General features: G+C 36.8%; 19 protein-coding genes and 1 tRNA gene. 11 read left to right on the forward strand and 9 right to left on the reverse strand.

Going from position 1 to position 20,758, the window contains the following annotated elements; all coding sequences use genetic code 11:
• Positions 1-148: 148 nt before the first annotated feature.
• Positions 149-1,003 (reverse strand): neutral zinc metallopeptidase, encoded by an 855-nt coding sequence (locus tag G7050_RS13715; protein ID WP_166116399.1) that lies wholly within the window; start codon positions 1,001-1,003, stop codon positions 149-151.
• Positions 1,004-1,268: 265 nt separating this feature from the next.
• On the opposite strand from G7050_RS13715, the gene G7050_RS13720 reads away from it, so the two are divergent.
• The 7 genes from G7050_RS13720 (at position 1,269) to G7050_RS13750 (ending at position 7,321) form a co-directional block, all read left to right on the forward strand.
• Complete coding sequence (locus G7050_RS13720) at positions 1,269-2,639, forward strand: MFS transporter (RefSeq protein ID WP_166116401.1); 1,371 nt, start codon at positions 1,269-1,271, stop codon at positions 2,637-2,639.
• 66 nt (positions 2,640-2,705) lie between these two features.
• The gene (locus G7050_RS13725; RefSeq protein ID WP_166116403.1) at positions 2,706-3,674 is read left to right on the forward strand and encodes a PhoH family protein; all 969 of its coding nucleotides are present in this window, start codon (positions 2,706-2,708) and stop codon (positions 3,672-3,674) included.
• Positions 3,675-4,048: 374 nt separating this feature from the next.
• Complete coding sequence (locus G7050_RS13730; RefSeq protein ID WP_166116405.1) at positions 4,049-4,993, forward strand: phosphoribosylaminoimidazolesuccinocarboxamide synthase; 945 nt, start codon at positions 4,049-4,051, stop codon at positions 4,991-4,993.
• A 280-nt stretch (positions 4,994-5,273) separates the two neighbouring features.
• Entirely contained in the window at positions 5,274-5,840 is a 567-nt protein-coding gene (locus G7050_RS13735; protein WP_166116407.1) for a zeta toxin family protein, read from the forward strand.
• Positions 5,837-6,025 (forward strand): hypothetical protein, encoded by a 189-nt coding sequence (locus G7050_RS13740; protein WP_166116409.1) that lies wholly within the window; start codon positions 5,837-5,839, stop codon positions 6,023-6,025. The genes G7050_RS13735 and G7050_RS13740 overlap by 4 nt, the downstream gene beginning before the upstream one ends.
• 90 nt (positions 6,026-6,115) lie before the next feature.
• Complete coding sequence (gene ubiE / locus G7050_RS13745) at positions 6,116-6,853, forward strand: bifunctional demethylmenaquinone methyltransferase/2-methoxy-6-polyprenyl-1,4-benzoquinol methylase UbiE (protein WP_166116411.1); 738 nt, start codon at positions 6,116-6,118, stop codon at positions 6,851-6,853.
• A gap of 63 nt (positions 6,854-6,916) precedes the next feature.
• Positions 6,917-7,321: a hypothetical protein gene (locus G7050_RS13750; RefSeq protein WP_166116413.1), complete on the forward strand. Its 405-nt coding sequence runs from the start codon at positions 6,917-6,919 to the stop codon at positions 7,319-7,321.
• Between the two features lie 81 nt (positions 7,322-7,402).
• Here G7050_RS13750 and G7050_RS13755 read toward each other — a convergent pair whose 3' ends face one another.
• Complete coding sequence (locus tag G7050_RS13755) at positions 7,403-7,882, reverse strand: methylglyoxal synthase (RefSeq protein ID WP_166116415.1); 480 nt, start codon at positions 7,880-7,882, stop codon at positions 7,403-7,405.
• Between the two features lie 38 nt (positions 7,883-7,920).
• Entirely contained in the window at positions 7,921-9,150 is a 1,230-nt protein-coding gene (gene pepT, locus G7050_RS13760) for a peptidase T (RefSeq protein ID WP_166116417.1), read from the reverse strand.
• A gap of 294 nt (positions 9,151-9,444) precedes the next feature.
• On the opposite strand from pepT, the gene G7050_RS13765 reads away from it, so the two are divergent.
• Positions 9,445-9,518: transfer RNA gene (locus tag G7050_RS13765), tRNA-Thr, on the forward strand.
• A gap of 75 nt (positions 9,519-9,593) precedes the next feature.
• Here the strand turns inward: G7050_RS13765 and G7050_RS13770 are convergent.
• The 4 genes from G7050_RS13770 to pyrB all read right to left on the reverse strand — a co-directional run bounded on the left by G7050_RS13770 (position 9,594) and on the right by pyrB (position 13,426).
• Positions 9,594-10,667, reverse strand: a complete 1,074-nt coding sequence (locus tag G7050_RS13770) for an adenosylcobinamide amidohydrolase (RefSeq protein ID WP_166116419.1) — start codon at positions 10,665-10,667, stop codon at positions 9,594-9,596.
• Positions 10,668-10,958: 291 nt separating this feature from the next.
• Complete coding sequence (locus G7050_RS13775; RefSeq protein WP_166116421.1) at positions 10,959-11,483, reverse strand: hypothetical protein; 525 nt, start codon at positions 11,481-11,483, stop codon at positions 10,959-10,961.
• A gap of 546 nt (positions 11,484-12,029) precedes the next feature.
• Positions 12,030-12,491 carry an aspartate carbamoyltransferase regulatory subunit gene (pyrI, locus tag G7050_RS13780; protein WP_166116423.1) on the reverse strand — a complete coding sequence of 154 codons (462 nt, stop codon included), beginning with the start codon at positions 12,489-12,491 and terminating at the stop codon, positions 12,030-12,032.
• A 17-nt stretch (positions 12,492-12,508) separates the two neighbouring features.
• Positions 12,509-13,426: an aspartate carbamoyltransferase gene (pyrB, locus tag G7050_RS13785; RefSeq protein ID WP_166116425.1), complete on the reverse strand. Its 918-nt coding sequence runs from the start codon at positions 13,424-13,426 to the stop codon at positions 12,509-12,511.
• A 397-nt stretch (positions 13,427-13,823) separates the two neighbouring features.
• Here pyrB and tsaB point away from each other — a divergent pair, with 397 nt between their 5' ends.
• Positions 13,824-14,516 (forward strand): tRNA (adenosine(37)-N6)-threonylcarbamoyltransferase complex dimerization subunit type 1 TsaB, encoded by a 693-nt coding sequence (gene tsaB / locus G7050_RS13790; protein ID WP_166116428.1) that lies wholly within the window; start codon positions 13,824-13,826, stop codon positions 14,514-14,516.
• Between the two features lie 218 nt (positions 14,517-14,734).
• The gene (gdhA, locus tag G7050_RS13795) at positions 14,735-16,072 is read left to right on the forward strand and encodes an NADP-specific glutamate dehydrogenase (protein ID WP_166116430.1); all 1,338 of its coding nucleotides are present in this window, start codon (positions 14,735-14,737) and stop codon (positions 16,070-16,072) included.
• 64 nt (positions 16,073-16,136) lie between these two features.
• On the opposite strand, the gene G7050_RS13800 is transcribed toward gdhA, so the two are convergent.
• On the reverse strand, positions 16,137-16,892 hold the full coding sequence (locus G7050_RS13800; protein WP_166116432.1) for an N-acetyltransferase: 756 nt from the start codon (positions 16,890-16,892) through the stop codon (positions 16,137-16,139).
• A 999-nt stretch (positions 16,893-17,891) separates the two neighbouring features.
• On the opposite strand from G7050_RS13800, the gene G7050_RS13805 reads away from it, so the two are divergent.
• The gene (locus G7050_RS13805) at positions 17,892-18,059 is read left to right on the forward strand and encodes a hypothetical protein (RefSeq protein WP_166116434.1); all 168 of its coding nucleotides are present in this window, start codon (positions 17,892-17,894) and stop codon (positions 18,057-18,059) included.
• A gap of 77 nt (positions 18,060-18,136) precedes the next feature.
• Here the strand turns inward: G7050_RS13805 and clpB are convergent, their stop codons facing one another.
• On the reverse strand, positions 18,137-20,725 hold the full coding sequence (gene clpB, locus G7050_RS13810) for an ATP-dependent chaperone ClpB (protein ID WP_166116436.1): 2,589 nt from the start codon (positions 20,723-20,725) through the stop codon (positions 18,137-18,139).
• Positions 20,726-20,758: the final 33 nt, after the last annotated feature.

Here is a 20,758-nt window from a genome sequence, read left to right on the forward strand (position 1 = left end):
TTAGTGAATACAGTCTGCAAAGGTAGTAAAAAGAAAATACACCTTAAACTATATATATATGTTTAAATTTGAAAATAGTGTTTGATGATGAGCTATAGAAACGCCTATTTACGGCTCTCCGTATGTTTATTATCGATTGTGCAGTACTTTACAAATCTGAGTAGGCTACCGAAAAGGTGTCACCACCTCTAAGATCACCCGTCTGGATTCCCTTCTTTAGCCAACGGCTACGTTGAGCCGATGTGCCATGATTGAAAGCATCGGGAACTGTATATCCTTGTGACTGCATTTGCAAGCGGTCATCTCCAATCTGCGAAGCAGCATTTAATCCCTCTTCGATATCTCCGTCTTCGAGCGATTTAAATTTCTGATTATCGTGATATATCCATACTCCGGCATAGTAATCTGCCTGAAGTTCGAGCCTTACACTGAGTTGATTGCTTTCTTTTTCGCTCACTTGTTGTTGCATTTGGTGTACTTTGTCCAATGTGCCGAGTAGGTATTGTACATGGTGTCCTACTTCGTGGGCGATTACATAGGCATAAGCAAAATCACCACCAGCTTGGAGCTGTGTTCGCATTTCTTCAAAAAACGAAAGGTCTATGTATAATGTTTGATCTGCCGGACAGTAAAATGGTCCTGTGGATGATGAGGCATTGCCACAACCAGATTGTGTTGCTCCCGAAAATAAAACCATACGGGGTGGACTGTACTTCATACCGTTTTGAGCAAATACTTCGGTCCATATATCTTCGGTTCCTGCGAGAATTGTACTGGCAAATTTAGCAAGCTGTTGATCCTCTTCGGTAGGAGTATAGTTTTGTGTTGAAGTTGTACCCTCTGCAACTTGTTGGGTAATTACGTCCATCGGATTGCCACCCATTAGCCAAATGATTAGCCCGACAATGATGGTGCCACCAATACCCAGAGATACTTTGCCTGCCGATCGTCTTCCTCGGCGATCATCTACATTATCGCTTTCTCTTCTTCCTCCTAATCTCATGGTGTTGTTGTGTTATTTGATTTGTACTAATAGCTCATTTTTATTTTTATAAATATAACAAATCAATAATACTAAAGTTTACAATCTTTATTGTCTATATTACAGATTGAATTGGTACTACGACTTTAAGTATTTATAATGATTGAAGCCTAAGCCTTCTCTGTTCTATAGATACTTAATCGGATATAAATTTCATAAAAGATATAGAAAGAATACTTACATTTACCAAACAATAAAATAGAATGATGAGATAATTATGGGAAATATGCCTCAAAAAATAAGTAGTGTAAATGCTATATTATTTGTTATTTGTTTATCCTCCTCGCTGGTACCTTTTATGGGATCGGCTTTAAATCTGGCATTACCTTATATTAATGAGGATTTTTCGATTAATGCTTCACTATCGGGGTGGATTCCGACGAGTTATATGCTTTCTACAGCTATTTTCCAGATACCATGTGCCAAATTAGCAGATATGATCGGGAGGAGAAGGGTGTTTATATGGGGGCTTATCTTATTTATTCTTTTTACTGTTTTAAGTGGAGTTGCATCCTCAGTAGTAAGCCTGATTATATATCGTTTTTTATCGGGAATAGGTAGTGCTATGATTTTTGGAACCAGTGCTGCAATTCTTATGTCGGCTATTCCTCTACAAAAAAGAGGACAGGCTTTGGGAATAAATGCAGCTACAGTTTATTTTTCTCTGGCGGCAGGTCCTTTCCTAGGAGGGATATTAACGCAATATTGGGGATGGCAAAGTATCTTTTATATATCTGCATTAATCGCATTCTTTGTATTGATAGGGGCTTTATTTGCCATTAAAGAAAACTGGAAGGAAGAGCGAAAGCAAACCTTTGATGTAATAGGTTCCGTATTATATGCTTTAGGCTTGTCGGCTATTATTTACGGATTTACCATTTTGCCTGCTATTCTCGGATTTATATTGCTGGCTGCAGGTGTTCTTATTATGGTAGCGTTTTCTGTTTATGAGAAAAAGCAAACAAATCCGGTGTTCGATATTAAGGTTTTCTTTGAAAATAAGGTGTTTAAATATTCATCATTATCGGCACTGATAAATTATTCTGCAACTTTTGCCATTTCTTTTATGTTGAGTTTGTACCTCCAGTATGTAAGAGGATTATCTCCTCGTGATGCCGGTTTAATACTCATCGTGCAATCCATCATGATGGCTGTAGTATCATTTGCCTCCGGTAAATTGTCGGATAAGATGTCGGCTTCATTTCTCTCTACATTGGGAATGTCTATCATATTTATTGGATTGATAGGGTTATGTTTCATCGGAGAGTCAACTAATTTTTATATTATTATAGCACTTCTTGTTTTAATAGGATTTGGTTTTGGGGTATTTTCTTCTCCCAATATGAATATTTTAATGAGCTCGGTTGATAAACAGCATTACGGCTTTGCTTCAGCTACGGCCGGAACCATGCGGTTAGTAGGGCAATCGCTGAGTATGGGTATTGCTATGATGTCCATCTCGTTGTTAATCGGCGATATTAAATTTTCTGCTGCTGTGCATACCGAACTGATGTATAGTATGCGGATTACTTTTATTATCTGCTCAGTTCTGTGTTTATTTGGAGTATATGCTTCATCTGTAGCAAAGCCCAAATAATAGTATTGATAAATTGCGATATGAAAAGAAAGAATTGTATTTTTGTCAAACTGAATATGAAAATACATGATTGAACAAATAATTGTACTGGATAATGCAGATGCTGCTGTTTTCTTTGGAATCAATAATAGTAATCTGCAATTGCTTAAAACACTCTTTCCTAAACTGCGGATAATAGCTCGTGGCAATATAATAAAGGTAATCGGTAATGCCGAGGAGATTCCTTTCTTTGAAGAAAAGATGAGGGAGCTAGAATTGTTTTGTGTAGATCACAATATGCTTACCGAAGATAATATTATAGATATCGTCAAAGGAAAGTCACCTCAGGCAGTGAAGCAAGATAATTTGATCATCTTCGGAATGAATGGTAAACCCATTTCGGCACGTAACGATAATCAACAAAAACTGGTGAATGCCTTTCAAAAAAATGATCTCGTATTTGCTCTTGGGCCTGCAGGATCGGGCAAAACTTATGTGGCTATTGCTTTAGCCGTAAAAGCCTTGAAGAACAAGGAAGTCAAGCGTATTATATTGAGTCGTCCCGCTGTGGAAGCCGGAGAAAAGCTCGGTTTTCTCCCCGGTGATATGAAGGATAAGATTGATCCCTATTTACAGCCTCTTTATGATGCTTTGGAGGATATGATTACCCCTGCAAAATTGAAGGACTATATCGAAAATAAAGTTATTCAGATAGCACCTCTTGCTTTTATGCGTGGACGTACTTTGAGTGACGCCGTTATTATTCTGGATGAGGCTCAAAATACCACAACACATCAGATTAAGATGTTTCTGACCCGTTTAGGTATGAATGCCAAGATGATAATAACAGGAGATATTACCCAGATTGATTTGCCTCCTTCTCAATTGTCAGGCTTAAAGCATGCTTTAAGAGTATTGGATGGCGTGAAAGGAATGGAAAAGATCGAGTTTCAGAAAGAAGATATTGTTCGTCATAAACTTGTACAGCGTATAGTGGATGCTTACGAAAAAGAGGATGAGAGACGACGCAAAGAATTTTCGGAATCTAAAGAATAGGGGATTATAATATCAATGAGAGCATTTAAGTTTAAGAATAAAATTCAATAATAGAAGGGACTGACGGTTTTTAATTACTCAGTCCCTTTTCTATATCCTTTCTGAATTAATCTTAAATAAGTTCATTAGTTTTTTTCTTGTGCTAAGTTGAATATTATTAGGTTGTTATGAGATTAGAGTGTGTCGGTTAAATGTTGCTTGTTAATTTATATACTTGAATTAATAAGAAATTGTTAAGTGTGAGAACAAAGCTGTAATTAATTTGTTGAAAGAGGTAGAAATTTTAAGAGTCTCTTTCTCGAAAAGATGAAAAAGTAAGATTTTGTTGGTAAATTTGCAGAACCCAATTTATAAAAATAAAATATATCCAAATAATGAAAAATACTTTAGTTACTACAGATTATCATTTTTCAGATCAAACCAATGTTTATCATGGTAAAGTGCGTGATGTTTACTCAATTGGCAACGATACGTTGGTGATGATTGCAACAGATCGTATTTCGGCTTTTGATGTTGTATTGCCTCAAGGGATACCATACAAAGGACAAGTGTTGAATCAGATAGCAGCTAAGTTTTTAGATGCCACTGCCGATATTGTTCCTAACTGGAAACAGGCAACACCTGATCCGATGGTGACGGTAGGCCTGCGTTGTGAGCCTTATAAAGTAGAGATGGTAATTCGTGGTTACTTAACAGGAAGTGCTTGGCGCGAATATAAATCAGGTGTTCGTACACTGTGTGGTTTATCCTTGCCTGACGGAATGAAAGAAAATCAAAAATTCCCAACGCCTCTTATTACTCCTACAACGAAGGCAGATGAAGGACATGACGAAAATATTTCGAGAGAAGAAATAATCGCTCAAGGATTGGTTTCGAGAGAAGAATATGAGCAATTAGAAAAATATACTTTAGCTCTTTTCCAAAGAGGTACAGAAATGGCAGCTCAAAAGGGGTTGATTTTGGTTGATACCAAATATGAGTTCGGGAAAAAGGATGGCGAAATTTATCTGATTGATGAAATACATACACCCGACTCTTCTCGCTATTTCTATGCTGATACCTATCAGGATTTGTATGCAAAAGGAGAAGAACAACGTCAGCTATCCAAAGAATTTGTTCGCAAGTGGTTAATGGATAACGGTTTTCAGGGAAAAGAAGGACAGCAAATCCCGGAAATGACAGAAGAGTATTGCAATTCGGTTTCAGAAAGATACATTGAACTTTATGAGAAAATTGTAGGCGAGCCCTTTGTTAAGGCAGATGTAGCAGATGTTGCTGCACGTATTGATAAAAACGTAACCGCTTATTTGAAGAAGTAAGTAAAGAATAAAATTTATTGGTATATTTATAGTTATAACAATCTATATTTGTTCTACTTGCCAAAGCTATAAAAAGGTTTGTGACTTTAATTGTCATAAATTCTACTAAATACAGATCGCCTGTCAAAGAAAAGCCAAGTCAGTTTGGGTAAATATTTCGACAGGCGATTTTTTAATTTGTTTTTTCTACATAATTTATTACCTTTATTTATAAACAGGCATTATTTTGCTTGGGAGGTATCTAATAAGTGCCTGAAATCAGATAAGAAAACATTGACTTATGCCAAATCTCTATATTATATCGGGTTGTAACGGTGCCGGTAAAACCACGGCTTCATATACTATGTTACCCGAGATGCTCGAGTGTAAAGAATTTATTAATGCCGATGAAATTGCCAAGGGGCTTTCGCCCTTTCAGCCGGAGAAGGCTGCAATCGAAGCCGGACGTATAATGATACGTAGAATGGAGGAGATGTTGAGGCTTCAACAAGATTTTGCGATAGAAACGACTCTCGCAACCAAATCGTATGTATCATTTATTAAAAAAGCACAAAAGGTAGGTTATTTCGTAACATTGTTGTATTTTTGGCTCAGTTCTCCTGAATTAGCGATAAAAAGAGTCGAAGATCGAGTTAAAGCCGGTGGGCATAATGTGCCTCAGGACGTAATTCGTCGGAGATATGCAGCGGGAGCACAAAATTTGTTTACTCTGTATACACCTATTGCCGATTATTGGCTGGTTGTAAATAATTCGGAAAATCCGTTTTGTTTAGTGGCTGAAGGTAAAAGGTCAGAAATGATAGAGAAACATAATGAAGAGATTTTAAACAAAATTAAAAATATATGAATCGTAACGAATTGGCTTTGAGAAGCAAATTATTGGTTGGTCTTAGTCTTTCATATACTCGATTAATTGAAAAAAAACAAATAGAAGATGGTAATCTTATCTTCTCGAAAAACGGAAAAATCGTAAAAGTTAAAGCTCGCAAATTGAGCAATAACATCGAAGCTGTATCAGCAGGTGTTATTTAAGTAACTTGTCTCCCGTTGCTGTATTTCTAACAGCAAATACATTCTACTTCTTATCAAAGAAATAAAAGGGTCTTAGACCCGAATTTTACAATGACATATCAGGCAGAAAAAGTAGTTCCTTATGAGAGTTCCGAGAATAAAGGAGCTCAGGTCGAGCGTATGTTCGATTCTATTGCAGAAAACTACGACACACTGAATCACACGTTATCTATGGGTATTGACCGTGGATGGCGCAAAAAAGGTCTTTTGACTCTAAAAGATCTTAATCCTCAATCTATTTTAGATATAGCTACCGGCACAGGTGATCTCGCGATACAGGCATACCAATTGTTAGGATCGGATAAGATTACAGGTGTTGACATTTCGGAAGGAATGATGGAAGTTGGTCGCCAAAAGGTGGCTAAATTAGGCTTATCAGATAAAATTGTTTTCGAAAGGCAAGACTGTATGGCTTTGAATATTGCTGATAATTCTTATGATGCAGCAATAGTCGCTTTTGGTATACGTAATTTCGAAGATCTGGATAAAGGATTGAAAGAAATACACCGTGTACTTAAGCCGGGAGGGAAATTGATGATACTCGAATTGTCAAGCCCCGAACACTTTCCGATGAAACAAGCATACTGGCTTTATTCCCGTTTATTTATCCCGACAGTAGGTCGGTTTATTTCAAAAGATAAAGCAGCTTATTCGTATCTGCCTAAATCCATTGAGGTTTTTGTACAAGGCAAAGAAATGGTAGGAGTGCTTAATAAAAATGGATTCCGTAACTCGAAGTGTAAAACTTATACCTTCGGAATTTGTTCTATGTATTTAGGTGAGAAGTAAATTGATGTTTGAATCTGTTTAACTTCTTAGTTTTTACCCTATATAACATAATATAATTTTAATATGAAACTTACAGCACTATTAAAGGTTGGTACCGGGTTATCTTTGATTGCATTGACTTTTGGGCAATGTACATCCGGTAGTGACAAACTTCAGCAACAATTAAAAGCAGAGGTTGATGCTCTGAATAAGCAATGTCCTCAAACAATCAGTACAACACTTCGTATTGATAGTTGTGTACTTATGAAAAATAATGATATGCAATATTATTATACATATACTGATACTGCAGCTTTTGATACTCTGCAATTCGAAGATGAGATTGTAGCTACTGCTAAAGAATTGACAAAAAACGATCCGGGTATGGCGGAGATTCGCGATAATGGACTTTCTAACGAGTATATTTATAGAGACTTGAAAGGTAATACTATATATCGTTTTAAGATCACTCCACAGGATTATAGATAAACGATAGGTGAAAATCTACATAAAAAAAGAGAGGCAGTTATCTGTCTCTCTTTTTTTTATGCTAAATAAGGACTGTGACCTTTAGCCTTTTAGTTTACCGTATATTTCATCAAATTTTTCTCGATCGAAACGCTCATAACGCGGTTTGGTCGGAGTATAGTCATCATTATCCCAAAGAGTACTTGTAATCATTAGATCGGCACTATATCGGTTGCAGGCAATGGGTACATTATGTACACGGCATTGACGCAGCAGCATCATAATATCCGCCTCGTGAGGTTGTGGATTCAGGTCATCAATCAGAAAAACAGCCATGTTGATTTCCTGACGAACCACCATTGCCGCTATTTCGGCATCACCGCCCAGAGGTCCAGAATTCATACAGGTTATTTCTGCATCGATACCTTTTTCGCTGAAGGCTTGTCGTATAAGGTGCCCTGTTGTACCTGTGCATACCAAGTGATGTCTCGATAGGAAATCTGAATTGTAGTAGCACCAGTCAACCATATCGGCTTTGCGATGGTCGTGTGCAACTAGAGCTATAGTTAATCGTTTTCTCATATTTTTTGTTTTAAAGCAATAGAGCTTTTGTCTTTTTTTTAGTTGTGATCTTTTGTTACCAGCTCAGCAATTTTTACAATTACTTTCACTGCTTTTTCTAAAGACGGGATAGGAACATATTCGTAACGTCCATGGAAATTTAATCCGCCTGCAAAAATATTAGGGCAGGGTAGTCCCATAAATGAAAGTCTAGCACCATCTGTTCCTCCTCTGATTGGTTTTACCAGAGGTGTTATACCTAATTCTTGCATGGCGTTGAAAGCATAGTCTACAATTTTTATTACAGGCTCTACTTTTTCACGCATATTGTAGTACTGATCTTTTATATCAAGCGTGATTGTACTGTTTGGATATAGTTTCTGCAAGTATTCAACAGCATTTCTCATTATTTGTTTTCTGCTTTCGAATAATGCTCTGTCATGATCGCGAATGATGAATGATACGGAAGCAGCATCAACCGATCCCGACATTCCCATAAGATGGAAAAAGCCTTCGTAATGAGAAGTGTGTTCGGGTCTTTCATTTGCAGGTATTAGCGATACCAGCTTGTTTGCTACAACAAGTGCATTGACCATTTTGTCTTTTGCTGATCCGGGGTGTACACTGCGTCCTTGAATCGCTATTTTTACACCGGCAGCATTGAAGTTTTCATATTCCAGTTCGCCCAACTCTCCGCCATCCATGGTGTAAGCCCATTCGGCTCCGAATTTCTCTACATCAAAATGATCGGCACCTTCACCTATCTCTTCATCGGGAGTGAAGCATATACGTATTTTCCCATGTTCTATTTCAGGATGATCTTTCAGGTATTTCATCGCTGTAATAATTTCGGCTATACCGGCTTTGTCATCGGCTCCTAATAAAGTAGTACCGTCTGTTACAATAATATCCTGATCTTTGAATTTTAATAATTCGGGAAAATCATTTGGAGAGAGTACTATATTAAGATCTTTATTCAGTAAGATATCTTTTCCGTCGTATGATTTTACAATGCGTGGGTTGACATTCTTTCCTGTCAAATCGGGGCTTGTGTCCATATGAGCAACAAATCCTATTGTTGGCACTTTTTTATCTGTATTTGCAGGTAAAGTAGCCATCAAATATCCGTTCCCATCCAGCGATATGTCTTGTAGTCCTATTTCTGTAAGTTCTTTTTTTAGTTCTTCAGCTAATACTCGTTGCCCCGGAGTGCTTGGAGTAGTGCCGGTAGTTGTATTTGATTCGGTATCAAATTTTACATATTTGATAAATCTGTCGACTACATTCATCGTTTTTGTCTAAGTTTTAAATTAAATTCAAAAAAAATATTGGCCTCGGAAAAGTTTTTTTAGAATTATAACTAATTGCTTTTAAAATAATTATTCCATCGGCTGCTTCTTATCAACAAAGATACTAAAATGAAATCAAAGGAAAAAGTGTGCTTAGCATTTTGGAATGTAAAAAAAATATCTACCTTTGTGCCCGGGTAAGCCCTATACGGTCAGCTCCTGATTAATCCCCCAGGGTTTGATCGCAGCAAGGGTAGTCGGTTGAGCGGCGCGATATAGTAAGTTTACCCACCTGCCTCTTTAGCTCAGTTGGCCAGAGCACGTGATTTGTAATCTCGGGGTCGTTGGTTCGAATCCGACAAGAGGCTCAAAAGAAAAGGAACTAGCAATATGTTAGTTCCTTTTCTCATTCCTATAAAGTATATCTGCCAAGGTTTCGTTTATCAGACGAATGATATCAATAAAAATGGATATAAACTATCATTTTTATTGATATCATTGATTTTGGGCAGATCATAATCCACTCTCGCTATATTCAAGTATTTCAAAGCTACTTCCTTTAAAGTATTATCGGTAACTAATCCCCATCTGTTTTGATCAATTAGATGAGTTATAGCGGCTATTTGTCCGGTTAGCCCGTTATGGGATGTTATTTCTTTGATTTGTGGCGAGAGAGCCTCTAAAGATGTTTTTGGACAGTCTGCTAGTTGTTGATAGCATTGGTAAATTATTTTTTCTGTAATTCCATACCGTTTGTTTTGCCAGAGAATGGATGCTTGCCGTGAAGTATTCATGCCTGATTGTTTCTCAAGAGCTTCCTGTACGGCTTTTTTTACTGTCCATCCTATAAGTTCACCTAGAATACAATGTTTGCCGGCATTGTATAGTTGTATCGAAGATTCAAGATTGCCTACTGCTATTATATTATCTGTTCCCGATCCGGTTGCTAACCCTTCGGAATACAAGCTGTTTGCCATTAATTCCTCAAGTGCTGCACTCTTGGCCTCGGTAGCTGTTATCAGTGATCGGGTAAGGGTTCCTGCGTCAAGCTTGGCATCAATAAGAAGGAATATATTAATTGTTCCGGGGCGAATGTCAAGAGGCTCGTTGGTGAATTCATTGAATTGAGCGGGATCTCCTGCCCGTCCTCCGTTAATGTCTATTCCGGCGGTTACCATTGCGGTTACGGTTATCGATTCTTTCGATTTGCTCACTACTGACATGTTTTCCATAAGGGCAGCAGTACACATTCCTGTTGTTGTATTAAGAGGTAAGCCTAATTCTGCTGTGAGGGCTTGGTAGTGTTCCTGCATATTATCGCCTTTCATCATGACTATATCCCCTGCTTCTATTCTCTTTCCACAGCTGTTGTTGTATATGTATTCGAGGTCTTCCCTATATCCTCCGTTGTGATTGCAGGTGCTTACGACATTGCGATGTCCGTTGAAGTGTATAATGATGCTTTCCTGATCGAAGTATACTTGATCATTAGAAAATGTTGTGAACAGTTCTTGCATATTTTGCCTGATTCGGATAAATTTTAAATAGGCAAATATACAAAATTAGGGAGGCTTGTGTTTGGTTAATGTTATAAAGTCTTGACTATGACTGGTAGAAAGCTTACTTTTTCTTCGATTTGTAATATTTCATCAGATAATACGATGATGCAGACAGCAGGATAAATGTACATGCTCTTGCGTAATGGTATCCATTATGTATATCCCTAAATATAAGAATCATATTTATGAAAATACAAATGGTAGATATGGTAAACAGAACTACACAAAGCTTATACATATGATTTCGTTTTACTTTTGAAGTTCGACTATTATGCAATCACTTTCTATTGTGATTATGCTTTTGGGATATACACTGAGTATGTATGCGGATAATCCATTGATGGTCGGATAATCTCTTTCGCCTATAAAGTAGCGGGCATCATCAATCAGCAATACATGTTCAATATCAGAAGAGAGGATTGCTTTTACTTCTTCTGTTATAGGACAATCTTTGTCGCCTCTGGCGGTAATTCCTCCCGAATAATGTCCATCGAGCCAAAATAGTGATTTTTCGGGTAAATCTTTTATTAAAGTAGGCATTAATTTACCACTATCGCCATGAATAAATTCGATGTGCGAACTTTTCCGAAAACGATGTTTGGCTGCTTCCTGTAGAAATTTACTTAATTCAATGGTATAAATCTTTTCGAAATTATCTTGTTGAGCCCATATCATATCTCCCAAGTAGGTACCCGATTCGACGAATGTCGAAATATTATGTTTCTTACCATATCGTGCTACCAGCTCTTGCTTTATGGCATGAGGTGTGGGCATAGGTTTTCCCTTTTTAACCCATCTTGCGATTTGCAATTTATTCTTTCTTGAATGGTATATTCGTTGAATAAAGGTCGGTAATATATTAAATAATTTTTTTGAAGCAGGCATCTTAATCTATATAAAATTATACCCAAGGACTTTTATACAAGAACTTTCAGCAAATATATATTATATGATTCAATATAAATTGATTCCTATATTAATATATACTGCAGAATATCATTTTTTATATACAGTCTACTAATCTTTGCGAGGCTACGAATTTAACCTGTGATTATCTACTTAATAGGTCTGTGTAATATAGTATGTCTAGTATGTCGCTGAGTTCGTTAACACAAAGGTATGCAATTTCTTTTTGTAGTTAAAAGAAAAAGTCTTGAAAATCTCAATTAATGCCATCAAGATTCTTTATTTACGAATAATATGCTTGTTTTTCTGTCTTAATTAAGAAAAAGTATTTAATGACGCATTTTAGTATCACCAATACCAATGAGATTATACTCGGATGGATAATGCATAGGCAGAGATCTTATTTAGGATATCTTACTTCAAAATAACATCCTCTTTCTGTATTTTTATATCACAATAATGACAGTTTAGCACTACTTTATTATTGTCTAAAACTTCAAACCGTGTCAGCATCGGCTCATTGTTGGTTATGCATTTCGGATTGTTGCATTTTACTATTCCTAAAATAGTTTGTGGTAAACTTATTCTCTTTTTTTCGACTACCTGATAATCCTTAATGATGTTTAATACCACGCTGGGAGCAATCAGGGCAATGCGGTTAATTTCTTCTTCTTCAAAGAATTTATCTGAAATTTTAATGATACCCTTGGTACCCATTTTTTTGCTTTCAAGATTATTCCCTATTGTAACCGGATTTTTAAGATCACCCAGATTAAGAAGGGATAGTACTTTGAATACTTGATTGGAGGGTATATGGTCTATAGCAGTTCCGTTGCAAAGTGCTGCTACCTGAAGTTCTTTTCTTTTTTTGCTCATGATTTCTCTTTTTTAATTTATTGAACATTAATACCTAGACTGTCGCAAATGATAGCCTGACGTGCAAAGACTCCGTTGCGGGCTTGCTCAAAATAATATGCTTTAGGGCTATCGTCTACATCCTGTTGTATTTCGTTTACACGAGGCAGCGGATGTAATATTCTGAGGTTGTCACGGGTATTTTCGAGCATATCTTTGCGGAGTATATATACGTTCTTTACTTTTTCGTACTCCATCAAGTCTGTAAAACGTTCCCGTTGTACGCGGGTCATGTATAGAATATCGGATTCGTTAAGTATATCTTCCGAAAAATCAGAAGATTCTTCGTATTTAATATGATGTTCATCGCAAAAGCGTTTGTAAGAATCGGGCAGCTTCAATTCTTCGGGAGCTACAAAGCGGAATGTAGGATTGAAATGTGACATTCCTATGATGAGAGAATGTACCGTTCTTCCATATTTAAGATCTCCTACAATAGTTATGGTCTGATTTTCGAGAGTACCTTGCGTTTTGTATATCGAATACATATCCAGCATGGTTTGTGTAGGGTGCTGGTTGGCTCCATCTCCGGCATTGATGATCGGAACGGTCGATAGTTCCGATGCATATCGGGCGGCTCCTTCGAGGTGATGGCGCATAATGATGAGGTCTGCATAGTTATTAACCATTGCAATGGTATCTTTCAGCGTTTCTCCTTTAGTTGAACTGGTAGTAGAGGCATCCGAAAATCCGATAATGCGTCCGCCTAATCTATGCACTGCAGTTTCGAAACTCAATCGGGTACGTGTCGATGGTTCAAAAAAAAGCGTTGCGCATACTTTTCCTTCCAAAAGACGACGATTGGGGTTTTCGTCAAACTTTTCAGCTAATTGAAGTATTCTGATTATATCTTCTTTTGTATAATCGGTAATCGAAACTAAACTTTTATTTTCCATATGCAGCCGAATTTATAAAATTAGGTCTCAGACCTGTTTGTTATTTCAGTAAGTATTTTGTGTAACTTATTGCTTTCTGAATGTAGTGTTACAATACTTATTGTTGTTTATTCCAAAAAAAACCTCGAAAAATAAAATTTCCGAGGGTGTATTATAAAATAATAAGGGAGCAACTCAATCTAAAGAATGATTCTTGTAAATGCATTACATATAGGTGTGGATGGTCACTTCTCATTACATTTTTTTTCTGATAACAAATATATTAATTTTTACTGTATGATGTTTTATATTCGGTGAAAAAGTTTTCATTCGGATCCTGATTTCTCTTTTTGATTTTATTTCACTCTTAATGTACTCGGAAAATCTTAACTTTGCATCTTCAAAAACAAATAGATATATGTCGTGTATTTTAAATATAGAAACTGCTACGCCCGTATGTTCGGTTGCAGTTTCAAAGAATGGAGAAATAATATTTGAACGCGAGAGTACTGATGGACCTTCGCACGCAAGTTTATTAGGTGTATTTGTAGCAGAAGCTGTAGCAGAGGTCAGGTTAAAGGGATATGTGTTAGATGCTGTTGCTGTTAGTTGTGGACCCGGCTCATATACCGGTCTGAGGATTGGTGTTTCGGAGGCGAAAGGCATTTGCTATGGCTTGGGTATACCTCTTATTGCGATAAAAACTCCTTTGGTGATGGCTCAAAAGATAATCGAAACACACGAAATTGCAGTTGATACACTTTTGTGTCCAATGATAGATGCCCGCCGGATGGAGGTATATGCTGCTTTATATGATAAAGAGCTTAATGTGGTAAGGGATATTGCAGCCGATATTGTAGATGAAGGTTCATATAAGGAATATTTATCTAAGTCGAAAGTGCTATTCTTCGGGAATGGTGCCGATAAATGTAAGGAGGCGATTGTAAATGATAATGCCTGCTTTTTAGAAGGAGTTTATCCATCGGCAAAATATATGGTTCGCCTGTCGGATGCAGCATATGCCGATAAACAATTTGTTGATACTGCTTATTTCGAACCTTTTTATTTGAAAGATTTTGTAGCTACTACCCCTAAAAAGAATATTTTTTAAGGTTGTAGCTTTTTAGTAATAAGAAGAGGGGTATTTCCAAAGGAGATATCCTTCTTTTGCTTTTGTGGATAGCCGTAATTTGTTTTCACGAAGGAACAGGCTAAACGAAATGTATTTTTTTCTTGAAAACCAATCTTTTTTTGTATTGTTATAATGATACTTTATTCTCTTTATTTGTATATTTGGAATAGAAAAATGACTTAAAAAATTGGCGTAATATGGATATTAACAACATTTTGTCATCGCTGGAAGCAAAGCATCCGGGTGAAGCAGAGTATCTACAAGCTGTAAGAGAAGTATTGATCTCTATAAAAGATGTTTATGAACAACACCCTCAGTTCGAGAAGGCTCAGATTATAGAGCGACTTGTTGAGCCCGATCGTGTATTGATGTTTAAGGTTCCATGGGTGGATGATAAAGGAAATATCCATGTGAATACCGGTTATAGGGTTCAGTTTAATAATGCAATAGGTCCCTATAAAGGAGGTTTGCGGTTTCACCCCTCTGTAAATCTTTCCATAATGAAATTTCTGGGTTTTGAGCAAACCTTTAAAAATGCTTTAACTACACTGCCGATGGGTGGAGCCAAAGGTGGTTCAGATTTTAACTGTAAAGGAAAATCAGACGGTGAGGTGATGCGTTTCTGTCAGTCTTTTATGCTCGAATTGTGGCGTAATATTGGTCCTAATACTGATGTGCCGGCCGGAGATATAGGCGTTGGTGCTCGCGAAATTGGTTACTTGTATGGAATGTATAAGAAATTAGCACGTGAAAATACCGGATCTTTTACAGGTAAAGGGCTCGAATATGGCGGTTCGCTTATACGTCCTGAGGCTACGGGTTTTGGAGGTCTTTATTTTGTAAAAGAAATGCTTGCCACTAAAGGAACTACTATTGAAGGTAAAACGGTTGCTATATCGGGCTTTGGCAATGTTGCATGGGGAGCTGCTCTCAAGGCTACGGAATTGGGGGCTAAAGTAGTCACTATATCGGGTCCTGATGGATATATTCATGATCCCGAAGGTCTTTCTCCTGAAAAGATAGACTATATGCTTGAATTGCGTTATACAGGAGAGGATATTGTTGCCCCTTATGCAAAAGCTTTTCCCGAAGCTAAATTTTATGAAGGAAAACGTCCTTGGGAGCAAAAAGTGGATATTGCTCTTACATGTGCTATTCAAAATGAGCTTGGAGAAGATGATGCAAAGCAACTTCTGGCAAATGGAGTACAATGTGTAGCCGAAATATCGAATATGGGATGTACCGAAGAGGCGATTAAATTATTTATAGAGAATAAAATCCTTTTTGCACCCGGTAAAGCTGTAAATGCGGGAGGTGTTGCAACATCGGGCCTGGAGATGACTCAGAACGCTATGCATTACCAATGGACAGCAGACGAGGTCGATCAAAAGCTTCATCAAATAATGTACAGTATACATGATCAATGTGTAAAGCATGGAGCAGAAGCCGATGGTTATGTAAATTATGTAAAAGGTGCGAATATCGCCGGATTTATGAAGGTTGCAAGGGCTACTATCGCTCAGGGTATAATTTGATTAATGGCTCTCAATATATCGTAAGAAGAATCTCTGTATTAAAGATACAGAGATTTTTTTGATTTTATAATTTCGATATCAGTTGCTCTAATTTTTTCGCTGTAAGTATTTCTTGTGTGTAAAACTTTCCATCAACAAAAACACTGTAGGTTGTCACTGGACAAAAATGAGATTGAGCTTCTTCTCTTGATTTTATTTGATGAATCCGTATCGGAATATTCGAAGTTAAGATAGTTGGTTTTAGAAGCTCTATATATGGCGTGGTGAATGGGCATTGTGCTGTATAAAATATATCCACGCCTTTTATCTCCTCAGGAAATCCTTTTTTCGCAGATTGGGTAAACTTAGGTAATTCTGCTTTATTGTCAAAGCGTTTAGCCAATAGTTCGAAGTAGGGTGGGGCTGAGTCAACAACTTCATAACCAGATTTTAAATAGAATGATTTGTCTGATAAAAATGGCTTTTTTTTATTTGAACTTACAAGCAAAACTCCTTTCATTTTAAGCCTTTTTGCTTCGTCTTCGCATTCTTTCAACAATTCCGCACCATAACCTTTTCCTTTATAACTGCCCGATACCCAATGACAATTTATTAGCATATATCCTTTTGCTTCGATAGGCATCCAGCCCATTTCAACGGGAATATATTCAATAAAGACTTTGCCTCTTGCGTTTAATTTTTTTAATTTTAAACCTTCATTTATTCTGTCTTTAAGCCATGATTTTTTGGCTGTTACACCTATGTTGGTAGCTTTGCTGTCAATAGCACAACAAAGATGTTCTTTTTCTATATTCTGATTGGTTAGCGTAATTATATCCATACCTTCTATTATTGTAATAATATGACAAATATAGGTAAACTCTTATAGGCATAAATCTTCGTTGTTATTATTTATCAGTAAAATCGCATATGAAGTGTTTTAGTGTGTTGTTTATCAGTGTTTTATGTTTTTTTTGCTATCTGTATTTTTTTATAGTCTTAATTTGTCCCATTTCACCGTTATGTATATAATTGATATACTTATATATATATGTGTATTAATGTTTATAATGAGCTATTTATGTTGATTATGTAGTTTTGCTAAAAAATATTAGTGAATTAGTTGTCTTGGTTGTTAAAATGCCCCGTTGAAATCAGTCATATTGGTTCATTTATTGCCCTAAATACTTCTGTTATAGATATGATTTTTTAGCAAAGCTTTGTTATTTATTAGTTTAGTACTAAAATGGTTCATATTTCTGAGCATATAGTTTTATATCTTTATTTTTAATTATTGATTATCTGGTCTATTTCTTGTATCGATGAAAAGGGGTATTTCTATTTTTAATATTTGGATACTTGTATATGTTTAATATGTGTTTATTTATCTGTTTTATAATGTGTTAAATGATTTGTTGTCTTCTTTGTATTTCTTTGTTTTACAGTAGAATATAGGCTTAAATAGTCGATTTCATCGGTGTATTATGTGTTATTTCTTATTTTACTTATTTGGATTCATAATTTTATTTTTTATTTGCTAAATATAATAGTCTATTACGTCGTTCTATACAGATGTATTATTTATCTCGTTGTTGTTAATAACAGTTGTATATGTAGCTATAGTATATGATATAGTCTATTGTTCATTAGCTGTTTATCTGTGTAGATGTATTCTGTTTAATGAATCTGTTTTAATACCATTGAACTAGATATCGTTTTATACAAAGAGGTATTTCTAAAGAAAAATCATTTTGTCATTTAGTGATAATATGAACTATCGATGGTTTACAATTGTTCTTATGTATATAAACTGTTGATTACAACTCAAAAAATATAACATATGTCTGAAAAGAAAGATAATTTTGTTGAAAAACAAACCTTAGAGGAATTAAGAAAACTAAAGAGAGAGAACCGACGTCGCCGAGGAATGCTTTTTATTACTGCGTTACAGATCACTTCTTTAATCGCTTTTTATTATTTGGGGCGTTCATCTCATCAGAAAGATTGATGATTGATTTCCTGATAAAGAAAAAAACGCTTTGCTGATAATTCAGCAAAGCGTTTTTTGTAATAGTCTGTTTCTGATTAGTTTCTAAACTCCAGTTCACCATCTTTTATATCGACGGTGATAGGGTTTGATTTGTCTACGGATTGAGCTAATAAGCGTTTTGATAACGTGTCAAGTACCTGACGTTGTATTACACGCTTCACAGGACGGGCTCCGAATTCAGGATCGTATCCTTTATGAGCAATCCATGCTATGGCTGCATCCGAAAATTCAAGTCTCACACCATTTCCTCGGAGTAGTTTGACTAGACCTTCTAATTGAATCTTCACAACCTTTTCTATATCCTTTTCCGTCAATGGTTGGAACATAATTATTTCGTCAATCCGATTCAAAAACTCAGGACGGATATTCGATTTCAGCATACTTAAGACTTCTTTTTTTGTTGTCTCTACAACTTCGTCATGATTTTCGGGGGTTATAGTTGCAAAGTTCTCTCTTATCAGTCCCGATCCCATATTAGAAGTCATTATGATAATCGTATTTTTGAAATTGACTACACGACCTTTATTGTCAGTCAGACGACCATCATCCAATACTTGCAGCAGTATATTGAATACATCAGGATGTGCTTTTTCTATCTCATCAAACAGTACGACAGAGTATGGCTTGCGTCGAATAGCTTCGGTCAATTGTCCACCTTCGTCATAACCTACATATCCGGGAGGTGCTCCGATAAGGCGGGTTGCACTGAACTTTTCCTGATATTCGCTCATGTCGATGCGGGTCATCATATTTTCGTCGTCAAACAAAAACTCAGCTAAAGCCTTTGCTAATTCGGTTTTACCCACTCCGGTAGTTCCCAAAAAGATGAATGATCCGATAGGACGTTTTGGGTCTTGTAAGCCTGCTCGACTTCGACGTATAGCATTCGAGATTCCTATAATAGCCTCGTCCTGACCTACTACACGCTCGTGGAGTTCATCTTCTAGGTTGAGTAATTTCTCACGTTCGCTTTGGAGCATTTTATTCACAGGAATACCTGTCCATCGGGATACTACATCGGCAATGTCAAAGGCGTCAACCTCTTCTTTTACCATGGCAGTGCTACCTTGCATGTCATGCAATTGAGTCTGTAATTTGACTATCTCGGCTTCGAGTTCTTTTATTTTACCATAGCGAAGTTCGGCAACTTTTCCGTAATCGCCTTCACGTTCGGCTTTGTCTGCCTGAAATTTAGCATCTTCAATCTCAATTTTGTTATGCTGAATTTTATTGATGACATCCTTTTCCGATTGCCATTTAGCTTTGAGGTCTTTTTCCTCTTCTTTCAGGTTGCTGATTTCTTTACTTAGTTCAGCTTCTTTATCTTTATCGTTTTCACGCTTGATAGCTTCCCTCTCAATTTCTAGCTGTTTGATGCGGCGGCTTTTTTCATCTAGTTCTTCGGGAACCGAATCTACCTCCATACGAAGTTTTGCTGCCGCTTCGTCCATCAAATCAATTGCCTTGTCGGGTAAAAAACGATCGGTAATATAACGGCTCGAAAGTTGAACTGCCGAAATTATTGCTTCGTCTTTGATACGTACCTGATGGTGATTTTCGTATTTCTCTTTTAACCCTCTAAGTATTGAGATTGTATCCAACTCACTGGGTTCATCCACCATCACAATCTGGAAACGACGTTCGAGAGCTTTATCTTTTTCGAAGTACTTTTGATACTCATCTAAGGTGGTAGCACCAATCGAGCGGAGTTCACCACGTGCAAGAGCCGGTTTTAATATATTGGCAGCATCCATGGCTCCTTCGCCTTTTCCTGCTCCTACTAAAGTGTGTATTTCGTCGATGAAAAGGATGATTTCGCCTTCTGATTTGGTTACTTCATTTACCACAGACTTAAGACGTTCTTCAAACTCTCCTTTGTATTTTGCACCGGCAATCAGGGCACCCATATCCAGTGAATAGATTTGCTTGCTTTTGAGGTTTTCGGGTACATCTCCACGAATAATCCGGTAAGCTAATCCTTCGGCAATGGCTGTTTTACCTGTACCGGGTTCACCTATTAGTATAGGGTTATTTTTGGTACGGCGACTCAATATTTGTAATACGCGGCGGATTTCTTCGTCACGACCTATTACAGGGTCTAGTTTACCATCTCTGGCTCTTTGTGTCAGATTAATAGCAAATTTTTCGAGTGACTGATAAGTATCTTCTGCCGATTGACTGTCTACTTTACTTCCTTTGCGAAGTTCGGTGATAGCATGTTTCAAACCATTTTCGGTGATACCTGCATCTTTCATTATTTGAGAAGCTGTACTTTTTTCGGCAAGTATTCCCAATAGAATATGTTCGATGGATACGTACTGATCGTCCATTTTTTTAGCCAGATCAGTTGCTTTTTGCAATGCAGCATTGCTTTCTCTGCTCAGATAGGGTTCTCCTCCCGTTACTTTAGGATAAGAGTCTATTTGCCTTTCGAGAAGTATACTTAAGTTTTGAGGATTTACTCCTTGTTTCTGAAAGAGAAAATTGACAATATTATCACCTGTTAAAATGGCTGATAATAATAGGTGTGTAGTTTCTACCGATTGTTGATTTCTCTCTCTGACGATCTCAATTGCTTTTTGTAAAGTTTCTTGAGATTTAATAGTAAAGTTATTGAAATTCATATATTATATCTCCTTTCTTTAGTTCGTTTATGT

The organism is Dysgonomonas sp. HDW5A (assembly GCF_011299555.1).
Taxonomy (GTDB): Bacteria; Bacteroidota; Bacteroidia; order Bacteroidales; family Dysgonomonadaceae; genus Dysgonomonas_A.